This window comes from Mucilaginibacter sp. Mucisp73 (assembly GCF_059491465.1).
Map to the genome: position 1 here is coordinate 1,944,054 of NZ_CP168507.1, position 16,176 is coordinate 1,960,229.

13 protein-coding genes are annotated in these 16,176 nt (G+C 43.3%); 4 read left to right on the forward strand and 9 right to left on the reverse strand.

The annotated features are described in order from the left end of the window. Nucleotides 1-44 precede the first annotated feature (44 nt). Nucleotides 45-704, forward strand: coding sequence for a protein-L-isoaspartate(D-aspartate) O-methyltransferase (locus tag ACEN82_RS08440; protein WP_090527143.1), 660 nt, complete (start codon nt 45-47; stop codon nt 702-704). Between the two features lie 92 nt (nt 705-796). Here the strand turns inward: ACEN82_RS08440 and smpB are convergent, their stop codons facing one another. From smpB to ACEN82_RS08455, 3 genes are read right to left on the reverse strand one after another with little or no spacing between them, the layout of a single operon-like run. Then, a complete protein-coding gene (gene smpB, locus ACEN82_RS08445; RefSeq protein ID WP_090527145.1) occupies nt 797-1,249 on the reverse strand; it encodes an SsrA-binding protein SmpB in 453 nt (150 codons plus the stop codon). A gap of 26 nt (nt 1,250-1,275) precedes the next feature. Beyond that, nucleotides 1,276-3,177 (reverse strand): Nramp family divalent metal transporter, encoded by a 1,902-nt coding sequence (locus ACEN82_RS08450; RefSeq protein ID WP_413319050.1) that lies wholly within the window; start codon nt 3,175-3,177, stop codon nt 1,276-1,278. Then, nucleotides 3,174-3,824 (reverse strand): metal-dependent transcriptional regulator, encoded by a 651-nt coding sequence (locus ACEN82_RS08455; protein ID WP_176627421.1) that lies wholly within the window; start codon nt 3,822-3,824, stop codon nt 3,174-3,176. The genes ACEN82_RS08450 and ACEN82_RS08455 overlap by 4 nt, the downstream gene beginning before the upstream one ends. 130 nt (nt 3,825-3,954) lie before the next feature. On the opposite strand from ACEN82_RS08455, the gene ACEN82_RS08460 reads away from it, so the two are divergent. Continuing rightward, entirely contained in the window at nt 3,955-4,425 is a 471-nt protein-coding gene (locus tag ACEN82_RS08460; protein WP_022832833.1) for an Lrp/AsnC family transcriptional regulator, read from the forward strand. 129 nt (nt 4,426-4,554) lie between these two features. Here ACEN82_RS08460 and ung read toward each other — a convergent pair whose 3' ends face one another. Next, entirely contained in the window at nt 4,555-5,232 is a 678-nt protein-coding gene (gene ung / locus ACEN82_RS08465) for a uracil-DNA glycosylase (RefSeq protein WP_090527151.1), read from the reverse strand. A 72-nt stretch (nt 5,233-5,304) separates the two neighbouring features. On the opposite strand from ung, the gene ACEN82_RS08470 reads away from it, so the two are divergent. After that, on the forward strand, nt 5,305-5,853 hold the full coding sequence (locus tag ACEN82_RS08470; protein ID WP_090527157.1) for a hypothetical protein: 549 nt from the start codon (nt 5,305-5,307) through the stop codon (nt 5,851-5,853). 60 nt (nt 5,854-5,913) lie between these two features. Here the strand turns inward: ACEN82_RS08470 and ACEN82_RS08475 are convergent, their stop codons facing one another. Both ACEN82_RS08475 and lysS read right to left on the reverse strand, forming a co-directional pair. Beyond that, nucleotides 5,914-6,132, reverse strand: coding sequence for a hypothetical protein (locus ACEN82_RS08475; protein WP_090527160.1), 219 nt, complete (start codon nt 6,130-6,132; stop codon nt 5,914-5,916). A 233-nt stretch (nt 6,133-6,365) separates the two neighbouring features. After that, nucleotides 6,366-8,087, reverse strand: coding sequence for a lysine--tRNA ligase (gene lysS, locus ACEN82_RS08480; protein ID WP_413319046.1), 1,722 nt, complete (start codon nt 8,085-8,087; stop codon nt 6,366-6,368). 205 nt (nt 8,088-8,292) lie between these two features. On the opposite strand from lysS, the gene ACEN82_RS08485 reads away from it, so the two are divergent. Further along, the gene (locus ACEN82_RS08485; RefSeq protein ID WP_413319044.1) at nt 8,293-9,186 is read left to right on the forward strand and encodes an SMP-30/gluconolactonase/LRE family protein; all 894 of its coding nucleotides are present in this window, start codon (nt 8,293-8,295) and stop codon (nt 9,184-9,186) included. Nucleotides 9,187-9,623: 437 nt separating this feature from the next. Here ACEN82_RS08485 and ACEN82_RS08490 read toward each other — a convergent pair whose 3' ends face one another. The 3 genes from ACEN82_RS08490 to ACEN82_RS08500 all read right to left on the reverse strand — a co-directional run bounded on the left by ACEN82_RS08490 (nt 9,624) and on the right by ACEN82_RS08500 (nt 16,170). Then, nucleotides 9,624-11,066, reverse strand: coding sequence for a DNA/RNA non-specific endonuclease (locus tag ACEN82_RS08490; protein WP_413319042.1), 1,443 nt, complete (start codon nt 11,064-11,066; stop codon nt 9,624-9,626). 439 nt (nt 11,067-11,505) lie between these two features. Further along, nucleotides 11,506-14,364, reverse strand: coding sequence for a M16 family metallopeptidase (locus ACEN82_RS08495; RefSeq protein WP_413319040.1), 2,859 nt, complete (start codon nt 14,362-14,364; stop codon nt 11,506-11,508). 360 nt (nt 14,365-14,724) lie between these two features. After that, nucleotides 14,725-16,170 (reverse strand): TolC family protein, encoded by a 1,446-nt coding sequence (locus tag ACEN82_RS08500; protein ID WP_413319038.1) that lies wholly within the window; start codon nt 16,168-16,170, stop codon nt 14,725-14,727. Nucleotides 16,171-16,176 lie beyond the last annotated feature (6 nt).

Below are 16,176 nucleotides of genomic sequence, written 5' to 3' on the forward strand. Positions count from 1 at the left end.
TTGGGTAAATTGTGTGAAAATTCGTATTAACTTTGCCTTTGAAAATGGCTTACAAGTATACTGATAATTACCGCGAACAGGGTGCCCGTAAAAGGCTGGTGGATGTTTTGAGAAAGAAGGGAATTGGCGACGAACACGTTTTAGAGGCTATTGGTAAGGTAAAACGTCATTGTTTTTTTGATGAAACTTTCTGGAACCAGGCTTACAGGGATATTGCGTTCCCGATAGGCGAAGGGCAAACCATATCGCAACCCTATACTGTGGCCTATCAAACCGAATTACTGCATATCCGTAAAGGGGATAAAGTTCTTGAAATAGGCACAGGCTCGGGGTATCAAACCTGTATCCTGCTTGAACTTGGAGCTAATGTTTACACTATTGAACGCCAGGAAAAGCTCTATCACCGCACCAAATATGTGCTGCCCAATGAAATGGGTTACAATGCCCGTTTTTTCCTGGGAGATGGCTCTGTTGGGATATCCGAACACGCACCTTATGATAAGATCATTGTTACCGCCGGAGCACCTACCGTACCCGACGTGCTGTTAAAGCAATTAAAAATAGGCGGTATCCTGGTTATCCCGGTTGGTGATGAGGAAACCCAAAAAATGGTTACAATACTAAAAGTGGGAGATAACGATTATGAAAAGATTGTGCTGGACACCTTTAGGTTTGTACCATTGGTAGGGGATAAAGCCTGGTAGGGATTTGGGATTTCGAATTTTTGATTTCGGACTTGAGAAGGGAAGAATTTAAAAGTAAATCCGAAATCTAAAATCCCAATTCCGAAATTAATTTACCTTTTCATCACCCTGTCCAGTTCAATTTTGGTATCGCGCTCCTTCATGGTTTCGCGTTTATCATATGTCTTTTTGCCTTGTGCAAGGCCAATTTCAAGTTTGGCAAAGCCGCGCTCGCTGATAAATAGTGCCAGCGGAACTATAGTTAATCCACGTTCTTCGCCACGGGTCTGGAGTTTCTTGAGTTCTTTTTTATTTAGCAGCAGGATACGGTCGCGCTTGGCTTCATGGTTATAGAACGAGCCGAATGAATATTCAGAGATATGCAGGTTGCGTACATATAACTGGTTATTAATGAATGTACAAAAAGCGTCATTAATGTTGGCCTTTCCCTGCCTTATCGACTTGATTTCGGTACCGAGCAACTGTATGCCTGCTACATATTTATCAAGTATGTGATACTCAAAGTAGGCTTTTTTATTTTTTATATAGATGTTATCCTGGCTCATAATTATTCAGCCGCAAACTTACAAAATTAGTTTGACTGTGGCTTTACCACCAGTACAGGCACGTTAACCTTGTGCCTTACAGAATTTACAGTGGTGCCAAATATGAGATCTTTCAAAGCTTTGTGTCCGTGCGAGCCCATGACAATGAAATCAATTTTCTCGTCTTTCACAATTTCGGCAATAGCACTGGCCGGGCTGCCGTAACCAATTTGTCCCTGGGCATTGTAGCCAAGGTTTTTTAAAGCGCAAACGTATTTGTCAAGGTTGTTAAAATCAATTTGGGTTTCATTATCCAGCACCTGGCCGCCATAGTAACGCGCACCGGCAGTTTCAACAACGTGTATCAATGTATAATCGGCCTTTTTACCTCCCTGCATAATAGCATGGCGCAGGCAATCAGTATCATTCTTTGAAAAATCTATAGTTATGGCAATGTGACTGTAAGTTATCGCATCGAGTTCGGTAATGGCATTGGCTATACCATGCGGTACAATAGCAGGTCTGTCGTGATGTTTAAATAATAATGGCCGTATAAACACATAGATCAGTAATATCGCTATGCCGATAACAATCGGAACCACAATAGCATACATCCAAACTGGTGACGATGTGCTATTTACCCAATCACCAATTTGTTCGTATACCAGTTTGGCGTTTAAGACAACGATTAACACGGCGCTTGCCCAGGCCAATGCCCTTGTTTGGAAATTGATAGTAAACTTGCCCATTCTTTTCCTGTCGGACGTAAAATGGATGAGGGGGATTACCGCAAAACCCAACTGAAGGCTTAATACAACCTGGCTTAAGATCAGGAGTTTTCCTAAACCTTCCTCGCCATAAAAAAGTATGGTGAACACTGCCGGTACAATAGCCAATACACGGGTAAGCAGGCGGCGTAACCAGGGCTCTATCCGCAGGTTAATGTGCCCTTCCATAATGATTTGCCCGGCAAGCGTACCGGTAATGGTTGAGCTTTGCCCCGAGGCAATCAGCGCTATGGCAAATAGTGTGGGTGCTATAGCTCCGAAAATATGCTCCAGCAGCTTGAAGGCATCCTGAATCTCCGCTACTTCAAAATAGCCGTTCCTGAAAAAGGCGCTTGCTGCTAATATCAAAATAGCCGCATTCACAAAAAAAGCAAGATTAAGGGCTATAACAGTATCAAAAAGGTTAAACTTAATCGCCGCTCTGAAGCCTTCTTCGGTACGTGTTATTTGACGGGTTTGCACCAGCGATGAATGCAGATACAGGTTGTGTGGCATTACCGTAGCGCCAATAATGCCTATAGCTATATAAAGCATTTGCTGGCTTATTTTATCACCTTTAAACAGGTTGCCGGGAATGAAACCTTTTGCTACCTCTATTACATCGGGTCTAACGATAAACATTTCGACCAAAAAAGAGAGCCCGACTATAAAGATCATCGAAATAATAAAACCTTCGAGTTTGCGCATACCCTTATTCATGAGGTAGAGCATTAGCACGGTATCGGTAATGGTAAGCAATACCCCCCAGATTAATGGAAGATGAAACAGTAGTTTTAAACCAATGGCCATGCCGATAATTTCGGCCAGGTCACAGGCTATAATGGCTATTTGTGCCAGTATATACAGGCAAAAGTTTACAAAACGAGGATAGGCATTTTTAGAAGCCTGTGCAAGATCAAGCCCGCGCACTATCCCCAACCGGGCTGCCAGTGATTGCAGCAGGAGGGCAATCATGTTTGATACAAACAACACCCAGATCAGCTTGTATCCAAAAGCGCTGCCGCCAGCAATATCCGTTGCCCAGTTTCCCGGATCCATATAGCCTACGCTCACCAGGTAAGCCGGGCCCAGGAAAGCCATTAGCTTACGCCAGCCGTTTTTGTTTTCGGTGGTTACTGATCCGTGTACGTTGCCTAAAGATTCGTTGTGAGTATTGTTCATAGGGCTATAAGCAAGTTGTTGGCTACTTCGCGGCTGATATGCACTTCTTTATTGCCGGTTTGTACCACTACCGAATGGTCATATTCAATAATATCAGTGATCATTATTTTGCAGCCGATGGTAAGCTGTTTTTTATCAAGGTATTGTAAAAAGGATGAACTATGGTCGCGGACGCCTGAAATTATACCGCTTTGATTAACTGTTACTGCCGAAACCGGTTTTAACTCGTGCGTGTTAAAACGGCCGTTACAGTCAGGTATAGGGTCGCCGTGTGGGTCATGTTTTGGATAACCCATAAACTTGTCAAGGCGGTCAATTAACTCTTCAGACGAGATATGTTCCATCTCTTCGGCAAGGTCATGAACCTGGTCCCATTTAAAATTGAGTTTCTCTACAAGAAAGTACTCCCACAGCCGGTGTTTGCGGATAATGCTTATCGCTATTTTCTCGCCGGAAGGGGTAAGGCTTACTCCCTGGTAAGGGGTGTAATTGATGAGCGCTTTCTCAGCAAGTTTTTTTAGCATGTCGGTAACCGAAGACGCTTTGGTATTTAGCGAGGATGCGATTTGATTTGTACTTGCATTTCCATCATTTACAGAGAGATGATAGATGGATTTCAAGTAGTTTTCCTCGGCTAAAGTGTTCATTTAAACAAATCTAATAAAAAATTTAGACTAATCTAAAAAAATAAACGTTAGGAAATATGTTTTCGTTGAAGTACTTTAACGAAAAATTAAATTTTGCGAAGCAAGGAAAATACTATATTTGCATACAACTATGGCCGCCGAATTAGATAAAATAGACCTACAAATACTCAAGATTTTACAGGAAAACGGAAGGATAACCAACCTCCAGTTGTCTAACGAGATAGGGCTTTCGCCAGCACCTACTCTTGAACGCGTGCGTAAACTTGAGAACGCCGAATACATAAAAAGTTATCATGCACTGGTAGATGAAGAGAAGTTAGGATTAGGAATCAAAACCTTTATCCAGATCTCCCTTGATTTTCATCAAAAAAATACCATTCAAACTTTTTTGGATGAGATCAAGAATATTAAAGAAGTAACTGAGTGTCATCACGTCACCGGGCAGTGTGATTTTCTGTTAAAGGTATACGTACGCGACATCAAATCATACGAGCAACTCATCATGGAAAAGATCAGCCGCATTACTGTGGTTAAAACATTCCAAACCATGATGATCATGTCTACCAGTAAAAAAGAGCCTATAGTGCCGCTGGAGTATTAGATAAGAGTCAAGACTATAAGAATCAAGAGTCAAGAAGAAGGATTAAATATCTTTCATTTCTTGACTCTTTTTAGTTTCAGACTTTTTTAAATCTTGATTTCTTGACTCTTGCCGTCTTGATTCTTTCCCCTAATGTATTTGCCAGTCAATCTCTTTTTTACCTTCTTTTTTCAGGATCTCGTTAGTTTTTGAAAATGGTTTGCTGCCAAAAAAACCGCGATCGGCTGAGAAAGGCGACGGGTGCGGAGAGCGAATAATAAAATGTTTTTTCTCATCAATCAAAACCGCTTTTGATTGGGCAAAGGCTCCCCATAGTATAAACACGATGCCTTCTTTTTTATCGGAAATGGTTTTGATTACCTCATCAGTAAATTCTTCCCAGCCTCTTTTTTGATGCGAACCTGCATTGCCTGCCCTAACGGTTAATGTAGCGTTCAGTAACAATACACCTTGTTTAGCCCATTCTTCGAGGTTGCCATGTGCGGGGATTTTAAATCCGGGAATATCGTTTTGCAGCTCTTTGTAAATGTTTATCAATGATCGGGGAATAGCAATGCCCTTTTGTACTGAAAAGGAAAGACCATGGGCCTGGTGAGCGCCATGATAAGGGTCCTGCCCTAATATAACAACTTTAACATCATCAAAAGGTGTAGTATTGAAAGCATTGAAAATTTCGCCGTTTTTGGGATAAACAACTTGCCCTGATTGCTGCTCTTCTTTTAAAAATTGTTTAAGTTTTATCATGTAAGGTTTGTCAAATTCCTGTTGTAAAACCTCAAGCCATGATGGTGGTAATGCAATCGCCATAAATATTTAGATAGAAGTTGATTAAGCGTACAAATAAACAGATATTTGCGCTAATATTAGTATCACAAAATTATGTCAAATATTGTTCGGTTAGTTATTGCTTGTGTAGTGATGGGTGCGGCGGTTGCGCTATGTGCATTCGGTTTTTGGGGATGGGGTATTTTTGTTCTGTTAATGGGCGGTGTTATACTGCTTAGCTTCTTCTTTAACGAGAATATGATCATCGCCCAGTATTTTTTACGTAAGGAAAATTCTGAAAAGTCGGAAGTATGGTTGTTGAAAATTACCGATTACGAAAAACAGCTTCACAAAAACCAGCACGGTTACTACAACTTGCTGATCGGTTTGATCGAATCACGCAAGGCGCCAATGAAATCAGAGAAATACTTTAAGAAAGCTCTGTCGCTGGGTATGAAAATGTCGCACAATATAGCTTTGGCGAAGTTGAGCCTGGCCGGCATTTCAATGGCTAAGCGTAACAAGCGCGAGGCGCAAATGTATTTGTCAGAAGCTTCAAAAGATGATAAGAACAAATTGCTTACCGAACAAATTAAAATGATGAAAGGCCAATTAGCCCAAATGGATAAGCAAGTAGTAAGAGGTGGATATCGTCAGTTCTAAGAAAAAGAACAGGTAAGAAAAAGGGATAAAAATAAAAGGGACGCGAAAACCGCGTCCCTTTTATTTTTCTTCAATGGCGCTGAAATAATCAGGCGTTGCTGAATGGTTTTGATAAGGCTGAACGTAGCTGTCTGTGTATGATGAATATTCAGATTCTTCAGACGGATTGGCCACTTCAACAAGTTTCAATAAACTCCTGATGAACGACAGGTTAAAATTGCTCCTGTTAAGTTTGATCAGGTATTCGTTTTCGGTGATCTCTAATATTGAGTTGGTCATGATATTTGTAATATATGTTTATTACAATAATAGCTAACTCTTTTTAAATGAAAGTATTATTTTTTTTAAGCTTTTGTTAAGAAATTATAACCGCTGAATGGAGGGATTACGCTGATTGCGTTGATTTTCTTGATTGAAAGATTTTATGATTGATCATAAACTAAAATGGCCCGCGCGAAGCAGGCCATTATTAAATATCAGGGTAATCCTAAAATCCTACAAATCATGGTTCATTATTCAAACCAAGCCATTACCTCTTCTTTGGTTGGCATGGTAATATCGAGTTTTAGTTTTTTACGCATCCCGCCAAGATCATTAAATACCTTGTTGGGGTTAGCTGCTTTTAATCCTTCAACGGTATTAAAGCCCATTTTATTCAATACCGGCACCCATTCGGCTCGTACACCGATATTTATAAAATCATCGGCGGTAGCTACTTTAGCTTTTTTCTCCGGGCGCATTTGCGGGAAGAACAATACTTCCTGGATGGTGCTTTGATTGGTCATCAGCATTACCAGCCTGTCGATACCGATACCTAAACCAGATGTTGGCGGCATACCGTATTCAAGCGCGCGTAAAAAATCGTCATCCATTGCCATAGCTTCGTCATCACCGCGACCGGCCAGGATCAGCTGCTCTTCCAAACGCTCACGCTGGTCGATAGGATCATTCAGCTCCGAGTAAGCATTTGCTATCTCTTTACCATTTACGAATAACTCAAAACGCTCAACCAAACCTTCTTTAGTACGGTGCTTTTTGGCAAGCGGGGTCATTTCGATAGGGTAGTCGGTAATATAAGTAGGCTGGATCAGGTGATGCTCAACTTTAGCGCTGAAAATCTCGTCGATCAGTTTGCCTTTGCCCATGCTTGGGTTTACTTCTATTTTTAGTTCGTTACAAACCTCGCGTAAACCTGCTTCATCCATGGCCGATACATCGATACCAGTGTATTTCAGGATCGAGTCATACATCGATAATTTTTCGTACGGACCTGCAAAGTTAATTTCATTGCTGCCAACCTGTACAACCGGGATTCCGTGAACTGCTTTGGCAACAGTTTCCAGGCATTCCTCAACCATGGCCATCATCCATATATAGTCTTTATAGGCTACATAAATTTCCATGGCGGTAAACTCCGGGTTGTGGGTGCGGTCCATGCCCTCATTGCGGAACATTTTGCCAAATTCATAAACACCGTCAAAACCGGCTACAATAAGCCTTTTTAAGTAAAGCTCGTTGGCAATACGTAAAAACAAGGGCATATCCAGCGTGTTATGGTGCGTAGCAAACGGACGGGCCGCTGCACCACCATGCACAGGCTGCAGAATAGGGGTTTCCACTTCCATCCATCCCTGGGTATTAAAGTAACCGCGCATAGCGCTGATCACTTTTGAGCGGTTGATGAAAATTTGTTTATAATCGGGGTTAACCGTTAAATCCACGTAACGCTGGCGGTAACGCAGTTCAGGGTCGGTAAAACCATCATGGATAGTTCCGTCTTCTTCGCGCTTAACAACCGGTAGCGGTTTCAGAGATTTTGAAAGCACAATCAGCTCACGTACGTGAACCGAGATCTCGCCCGTTTGAGTGAGGAACACATAGCCTTTTACGCCAACGTAGTCACCAATGTCCAGCAGTTTTTTGAATACAGTATTATATAAGGTCTTATCCTCGTCAGGGCAAATATCATCGCGTTTCAGGTAGATCTGCACACGACCGGTTGAATCCTGCAGTTCGGCAAAAGAAGCGCTGCCCATGATACGGCGGGTCATGATTCTGCCTGCAATTACAACATCCTGGTAGGCCTCGGGTTTATCCTTAAAATTATCAGCTATATCCTGCGCCCAGGCGTTAACATTAAAAGCTTCGGCAGGGTAAGGGTTAATACCCAGTGCACGTAGCTCCTGTAAAGATTTGCGGCGAATGATTTCCTGTTCGGATAATGCAATACTCATGTGATGTACGGTATTTTAATAAAGGTGCAAAAATAGCGTTTTTAATGAGTTCTTTTTAAAGAGATTTTGAATAGTGGTAAATGAAAGTTAAGTCAACTCTTCAATCCTACAAATTCACTACTTGTATCAAATATTTTACCCCTTTAAAATAATCGGTCTCAAAAACGTGTTACTTTAGCAAAACCATTATGACACTCCACAAGCGATGAAAAAACTACCTGCTCTTATTCTATTGATATCGGCCCTGTCGGTTAAGGCATTTGCACAAACCGATGCCAATTTGTACGACCCCAATACAAAACCCCAACTGGTTGCCAAACAATTCTCCTTTACCGAGGGGCCGGCTGTCGATAAAAAAGGCAATGTGTTTTTTACAGATCAGCCCAACAACAAGATCTGGAAGTATGATACCGATGGCAAGCTTTCTGTTTTCCTGGATAGTGCGGGCCGCTCAAACGGGATGTATTTTGATAAAAAAGGGAATCTCATTAGCTGTGCCGATGCTGATGATCAGCTTTGGTCTATCAGCCCGAAAGGCAAAGTAACCGTTTTGCTGAAAGATTACCAGGGACATAAATTTAACGGCCCTAATGATGTTTGGGTACGCCCGGACGGAGGCATCTATATAACCGATCCATACTATCAACGTGATTACTGGACCCGCAAGCAACCTGATCTTGACGGACAAAAATTATACTTCCTGGCCAAAGGAAAAGCACCTGCGGTAATGGTTGATGATAAGTTTGTACGGCCTAACGGTATCATCGGTACGCCTGATGGTAAGACTTTGTATGTGGCTGATATCGGCGATAACAAAACCTATCGTTACGATATCAATAAAGATGGTACATTAACCAACCGCACCCTGTTTATCGCTATGGGCTGCGATGGTATGACAATAGACCAACATGGCAATATTTATATGTGCGGTAAAGGAGTTACCATAGTTAACCCTAAAGGCGAAAAGATTGGGCACATAGATATCGATGAACCGTGGACTGCCAACATCTGTTTTGGCGGAAAAAACAAAGATGTATTATTTATAACCGCATCAAAGGCAGTTTACACCTTTAAAATGAATGTAAAAGGAGTGGATTGATCGCTCACTATACTATCAGTATACCCATGACAAAATAAAGTAAGGGTCATGCTGAGCTTGTCGAAGCATGGTGGGCGGGACTCTGCGCGCGAGTCTTCGACAAGCTCAGACTGACAGGCCTCTTTTGTCATTTCACCTTTGGAGTTCACAGGATTTAAATATTTAGCAAGACAAACACCAGGTGTTCAATTTTTAAAAGTGTGAACACTTCTTGTTTTTGCCTGAATTTTATCAATTGATAATCAATGTGTTATAAATATCAAGAAATGTCCAATAGCGAAATTTGAACATCTTGGTACTGATAATCAATGTGTTATAATATTGGGCTTCCGAAAGTTGAACACCCCCTTTTTCAAAAATTGAACACCCGCGAAAAAGCCAATAAAAAAGCCGGAAATATTATATACCCCCGGCTTCTTTTTTCAATTACCAATTTCTTATGTTCCCGAGGCTCCGGTATCTACCTTAACTTCAAGCGCTGTCCTAACCGCAGTTGGCAGGTTCGACAGTAAGGTATAACCTGTTGCTGTTTCAATATCTTTGATAGTTGTTATGTACTTGGTCCAGTCGGAGTTAATGGTGTTAACATTAGGGGTATTTATCGCGATAACCCTGGTTGAAGCGGTAACCCTCGCAACGTCGCCGTCACCTTTGGGTATGATCAGGGCGACTTTCCAAACGTTACTCGGTACATTTACGTGGCCATTATTGATGGTACTGGCAGCCCCGTTTGAGCCTGTTCCCCCTGTACCATAGCTGCCCATAATTATGTAAACCTCATTGCCGGCCGCTACTTGTTCGCGCAGGTAATTTTCAAGATTGGCCCAGGTTTGCTGGTTATTTTGAGGCGCCTGCGGTATCATATTGGTCATCAGGAAGGTTGAGGAATTAGCGTTGGCTGAACTGGTGCGATCGGCCGAGGGACAGTTATGCCCCCTGTCGAACCCGCTGCCCGAATAGCTGTTGCTCTCAACCTGGTACCAGCCGGCAGGGATCCCGCTCCAGCCGGCAAAATTATCCAAACGGCCAGTCGCATTGGTGGTATTGGTCGCGTCAAGGTGCCAGCTTACCCAGTTTGGTTCGCCTTTGGTAGCGTTGTATGATTCTACATAATACTTCTGGTCTATCAGGTAGTTATCCTTAGATGCCAGTGTTGAAAGGGCATTTGATGGGTTACCGAAAAGCAGGTTGCTGTTATCGCCGCTTACAGGAGGCGCATCGGCGCCGGCAGTAACATCCCTCGGTGTTGCTGAATTTGATGTGCCGGTAGTATCGCTGCCGCCCGTATCTGGTATGCCAACGGTAATGCCCGGATCGCCGGTACCCTTAAAGGTAATATCATCAATATTGATGCGGGTTGTGCCTGCTTTTTTGATCTCAAACCTAACTTTACCCGTAACGCTCACTTTAAATGAGTCGGTTACCAGGGTGGTATTGGTTTCAGTAATATCGGTACCTACCTGCGTGTAATTCGCCCCGCCGTCTGTCGACATTAGCAACTGCCAGGTCGATGTGGCATCGCTGCCATATTTACCGTGTTTAATGTATAAAGTAGTAAGACCTTTGATATCAAAATTCATCGCGATATCCCCGGTACGGAGCCGTACAGATTTACTGCCATCTTTAAGGTCGGCAGCGAGATTGCCTATCAGGGCGTCGCTAAAATTCCAGCTTCCGGTGCTTAGGGTTACATCGGCTGCTGCATAGGCGGTTTTGCTTCCCTGTTCAAAACCTTCGGTAATGGAATAAGGAACCGGGGCAGGTGGGCTTGCTGTAGTATCGCCGGTTTTTGGTGGAGTAGGCGAGTTTTTAAGGTCTTTGGAACATCCGGCAAAGGTTAAAGCTAAGCCCAGGCCGATAAGTAAGTTGTTAATTTTCATAATGTTGTTTTTTATGATAGATAGATACAATGCATAGCAAATGCGTTTACGCTGCTTAAATTTTAAAACCGGAAAGATTTAGGGGAACTAAAAGAAACAGGAATACGCATTCACATGCTCCTGTTGGGATATTATTGTGCCATTACAAGGCCGGTGCACTGCTTGCACTCAAATAGTTAAAACTTAAAATATTAACACCACCGGCTTTGGCAGTTGCCATAAGCACCATATCAACCTTTCAAAATTGAACTTTATGTATTCAATTTAGGTTAAATCAATGTTAGTAAATAGGTTTTGAATAGTAACTTTTCAGTTGCAAAGCAATGGTGTAAACAACACCCGTAGGGTTGTAGCTTTATTATAAATGATTGATTTTTAAAATAAAAACCCTTATACCGGTTAAGGTATAAGGGTTTTATCCGCCAGTTGTTATGTTAATTTATTGTTTTGGCTTGCCATCGGCATCAAGTTCAACAATCGGGTAGCCCAGTTTTTGCAGGCCCGGATAGATCCTTGCCTTATCCCCAACAACCAAAATGATCATGTTATCAGGGTTGAGGTATTTTGAAGCAAGCCCATTGATTTCGGCGGGAGTAATGGTCGATAGTATCTTGCTTTGCTCGTCAACAAAAGTAGGTTTAAGGCTGTACTCCTGGATGCGCGATAAAAACGCCGCTTTTTGCGCGTTGGTTTCATAACGACGGGCATCACTCTGGCCGATAGAAGTTTGGGTGAACTTCAATTCTTCGGGTGTAATCCCGGTTTTTTGGTAGTTGGTGATCTCCTTCATAAACTCAACCACCGAGCTATCGGTAGCCGTAGCCAATACGCCGGCCGAAGCGGTGAAGTCGCCGCCATATTTACCCGAACTGAAAGATGAACGGGCACCATATGTCCAGCCTTTTTTCTCACGCAGGTTAAGATTGATGTGACTATTGAAAGCGCCTCCTAAAATGTAGTTGGCTATGTTCAGCTTATAATAATCGCCTGTTGCATCATAGTTTAGTTTATCCAAATATCCGATACGGATTTCAGATTGTGCCGCGCCCGGGATATCAACCAGGTATAAAGTAGTTTTATCAAATGTTTTACCCTCAGCAGGAGCCGGGATGTTCACCTTTTTATCCTTCCAGGTATTGAGGAAAGCGAGCGCGCTTTTTGCAGATGCCTCGCTAACATCGCCTACCACAACAATTTTGGTTAACGATGGTGAGAAGTTTTTATCGTAATAGTCCTGAACATCCTGCAACGTTATACCTGCAACAGTTTCTTCATTACCGCCCGCGGCGTAAGTGCGTACGTTGTCGGTACCATAAAGTATTTTGCTGTAAACTGTGCTGGCTACGCCTGCAGGTTGGGTTTTAGCTTGTTTAAAGCCTTCCAAAGTTTGCTTCTTGATCCTGTCGAGCGCGTCCTGGGTAAATTTCGGGTGATATAACCTTTCTTCGAGCAGGGACATTGTCTTGCCCAGGTTTTTGGTAAGCGACGATACCTCAGCATCAATCTGATCTAAACTGGCATAAAAAGTGATACTGCTGCCCAGTTTATCCAGTTCGGAGTTGAAATCTTCGGCAGTGTATTTCTGGGTTTCTTCATTCATCATACGGCCGACAATACCTGCCAAACCCGCTTTTGATGGGTTGTTGATGGCAAACAAACCACCGCCTTTAATAGAGATCGACATAGATACTGATGGGATCTCGTTATTTTGAGTACCAATGATATTGATGCCATTTGGTGTATTGGCCGACCATATAGCCGGAACTTTAATGGCCGGGTTAGGGCCAACGCCCGGTTTTGCAGCACGATCAAAACTATCTTTAGGCTTGTGATAGGTTAAACCATTATAGCCATAATCCGGTGCTTTGTAACCTGTGGTATCAACAGTAAAATTATCGGGTGCTACAGGTTGCAGGTTACCGCCTTTAGGCAACACGCTTAATATTACCGCCGGTTTACCTTTAATGTACTGGTTATAAACGCGCATCACATCCTCTTTGGTTACCGCCCGGATAGCAGCCAGTTCGCGGCCGATCTGGTTAGGGTTACCGGTGAAAGTTTGCGCCTGTGCCAGTTCTGATACTTTACCGCTTACGCTCGATAAACTGTTTATATAATCGGCTTCGGCAGTGGCTTTAAAGCGGGCCAGGTCATCGTCACTTACGCCTTTTTTCTCAAACTCGGCTAAGGATTCATCTATCAGTTTCTTGGCGTCAGCTAAAGTTTGCCCCGGGAAAGGTATAACCCGCATGCTGATCTCACCGGCCAGTTCGGTATTGGATGAACTCATGGTGGCCTGTGCCGCCTTACGGGTTTTTACAAAGTTTTTGTAAAAGATAGAGTTACGGCCCTGGCCGATGATGGCCGATAAAGCATCAAGAGGCGACATGTCTTTATCATAGATCTTTACGCCCGGATAGCTTACAGATAACAAGGGGAACTTGGCGTAATTATCCGTGTAGGATACATACCTGTCGGCCTTTAACACAGGTGCGGGTAAAGACATATTCTTTACCAGAGGCCCTCTTGGGATCCCGCCGAAATATTTGCTCACCCAGGCTAAGGTTTGTTTTGGGTTAAGATCGCCGCCAATGGTTAGCGTGGCATTATTAGGGCCGTACCATCTTAGGAAAAAGTTTTTAAGATCGTTTACGCCTACTTTATTCAACTCCTCAATATAGCCAATGGTAAGCCATGAATAGGGGTGGCCGTATGGATAAAGTGTTTTTGATGCATACTGGCTAACTAAACCATATGGGCGGTTATCGTAGTTTTGCCCGCGTTCGTTTTTTACGGTTGCGCGCTGCACCTCAAATTTTTGTTGGGTGACAGCATCGAGCAGGAAGCCCATCCTGTCCGACTCCAGCCAAAGCATTTTTTCCAGCTGATTGGCGGGTACGGTTTCATAATAGTTGGTACGGTCGCGGTTAGTTGAACCGTTTAGGGTACCGCCGGCTTCGGTGATGATCTTAAAATGATCGCCATTGGCTACATGATCTGACCCCTGAAACATCATGTGCTCAAAAAAGTGGGCGAAGCCCGATTTACCGATCTCCTCACGTGCCGAACCTACGTGATAGGTGATATCCACATGAACCAGCGGATCGGAGTGGTCTTCGGCCAAAATAACCGTAAGGCCATTAGGTAATACATATTTTTCATAGGGGATCACCAGCTCGGTTCCCTTACGGGTAACCTTTTCAATAAGCTTTGGTTGCGCGGCGGTTTGGGCAACCGCGTTAAACGCCAGTACAGCAATTGATGGAGTGATCAATGCATGCTTTAAAAGTTTGATCATTTGTGTTAATTGTTTAAGTATTAGTCAGTCAACCGGTGCTTCGTTTGGTAAACACCGGAACCACTATATTAAGCAATTTATACTACTGGTTAATATTATTGCGATGTAATTTGACTTGTGTAACGGATTTGTGACGGGTGTGGTGTGTTTAAAATTCCCCTCTTGAGAGGGGGCGCGAAGAAAAGAGCGTTGGCAGGGGTGTGTTTATGCAGCGTTTATTTTTACGCATGGCGAAACACACCCATACACCCCTCTCAAGAGGGGAATCGCGCATTCTCTCGCTTTAAAAAGTTTCAGAAAGTTCCTTCCAAACAAAAACAGGCGCTTGCAAGCGCCTGTTTTTGTTTGATAAAAATCTATTTATTTCCAGCCTCCACCCACAGCCTGGTATAAATTAACCGAGCTTAAGAAAATATCCCGCTTAATGCCGGCCAGTTCAAGTTCGGCATCAAGTACGCTGCGTTGCGCGGTGATAATTTCAAGGTAATTGGCCCGGCCAACAAGGTACAGATCGTTAGCTACAGACAAGGCATTGTTTAGCGATTGCAGCTCCTGTTGTTTAAATTCAAAAGCGCGGTTAAAATTCTCTATCCCGCTCAAATTATTCTTTACTTCCTGGAAACCGGAAAGGATACTTTTTTGATAGTTGTACACCGCTATTTTCTGTTCAGCTATAGTCCGCTCATATTCGGCTTTGATTGCTTTGCGGTTAAAAATCGGAGCGGTGATGCCCCCTAAAATACCATAAGTAAACGAAGCCGGATCAAACAACAGGTTTGCCCTGAAGCTGTTATAGCCAACATAAGGAGTTAAAGTTAAAGTAGGGAAAAAGTTTGCCCTTGCCGCTTTGATATCCGCGTTCATGGCGGTAAGCTCCAGCTCCGCACTTCGGATATCCGGGCGGTTCAGTAACATTTGCGATGGAACTCCTGTACCAACAACCACCGGTAGTTTCGTTTTCATGATAGAGGTGTCCCGTGTTACCATGCCGGTATAACTTCCGGTTAAAAAGCGGAGTTGATTTTCGGTTTCGGTGATCTGCTGGCGGGTGGTAAACTCCAAACCTTTGGTACGGGCCAACTGCGCTTCAAATTGCTGCACAGCCAATTCCGTAGCGCGGCCACCCAGTTTTTGGATTTTAACGATCTCCAGCGCGTGTTCCTGCAGCCTGATGTTTTTTTTGATGATGCTTAATTCGGTATCGTAAGCCAGTAACTGGTAATAGAGCCCTGCAATTTGGGCTGTAAGCGCGGTTGTTACCAGGCGGTATCCGCTTTGGCTGGCCAGGAAACGGGCAAAGGCGGCCTTTTTCTGGTTGTTTAGCTTGCCCCAAAGATCAACCTCCCATGAGCTTTGAAAACCCAGGAAATAGTTAGGTACAGGATTGGGGATATGCTGATCGCTATTGATGTTATTTGAAAAATTGGTGTCGTAATTACCTACGCCGTTTTGGGTATAATCACCATATTTTTCAACCCCTGCGTTTGCGGCCAGGTTTATGGTAGGTAAAAGCTTTGAGGCGTTGAACCGTAGATTGGCCCGCGCGGCTTCAACCCTTTGCAGGGCGCTTAACAAATCGGGGTTTGCTTTAAGGGCTGTGTCAATCAGGTTAACGAGCCTCTGATCGGCAAAAAACTGGCCTATTGGTAAGGCCGCAATTGTTACCGTATCAGTACTGTTATTGAATGACGATGGCAGATTAGCAGCCACTTCCTGGCCCGTGACCGGTTTGTAGCTTTTACAGCCGGCCATGATTACCATCAAAAGTGCCGTATGGAGTATATAGAAAATTGCTTTTTTTAGCATTGCAGA

Excerpts from the sequence above, each read along its gene's own strand:
- ACEN82_RS08485 (WP_413319044.1), top strand. The coding sequence starts at position 8,293 with ATGAAAAAACTACCTGCTCTTATTCTATTGATATCGGCCCTGTCGGTT.
- ACEN82_RS08450 (WP_413319050.1), bottom strand. The coding sequence starts at position 3,177 with ATGAACAATACTCACAACGAATCTTTAGGCAACGTACACGGATCAGTA.
- ACEN82_RS08460 (WP_022832833.1), top strand. The coding sequence starts at position 3,955 with ATGGCCGCCGAATTAGATAAAATAGACCTACAAATACTCAAGATTTTA.
- ACEN82_RS08455 (WP_176627421.1), bottom strand. The coding sequence starts at position 3,824 with ATGAACACTTTAGCCGAGGAAAACTACTTGAAATCCATCTATCATCTC.
- ACEN82_RS08475 (WP_090527160.1), bottom strand. The coding sequence starts at position 6,132 with ATGACCAACTCAATATTAGAGATCACCGAAAACGAATACCTGATCAAA.
- ACEN82_RS08490 (WP_413319042.1), bottom strand. The coding sequence starts at position 11,066 with ATGAAAATTAACAACTTACTTATCGGCCTGGGCTTAGCTTTAACCTTT.
- smpB (WP_090527145.1), bottom strand. The coding sequence starts at position 1,249 with ATGAGCCAGGATAACATCTATATAAAAAATAAAAAAGCCTACTTTGAG.
- ACEN82_RS08495 (WP_413319040.1), bottom strand. The coding sequence starts at position 14,364 with ATGATCAAACTTTTAAAGCATGCATTGATCACTCCATCAATTGCTGTA.
- lysS (WP_413319046.1), bottom strand. The coding sequence starts at position 8,087 with ATGAGTATTGCATTATCCGAACAGGAAATCATTCGCCGCAAATCTTTA.
- ACEN82_RS08500 (WP_413319038.1), bottom strand. The coding sequence starts at position 16,170 with ATGCTAAAAAAAGCAATTTTCTATATACTCCATACGGCACTTTTGATG.
- ung (WP_090527151.1), bottom strand. The coding sequence starts at position 5,232 with ATGGCGATTGCATTACCACCATCATGGCTTGAGGTTTTACAACAGGAA.
- ACEN82_RS08470 (WP_090527157.1), top strand. The coding sequence starts at position 5,305 with ATGTCAAATATTGTTCGGTTAGTTATTGCTTGTGTAGTGATGGGTGCG.
- ACEN82_RS08440 (WP_090527143.1), top strand. The coding sequence starts at position 45 with ATGGCTTACAAGTATACTGATAATTACCGCGAACAGGGTGCCCGTAAA.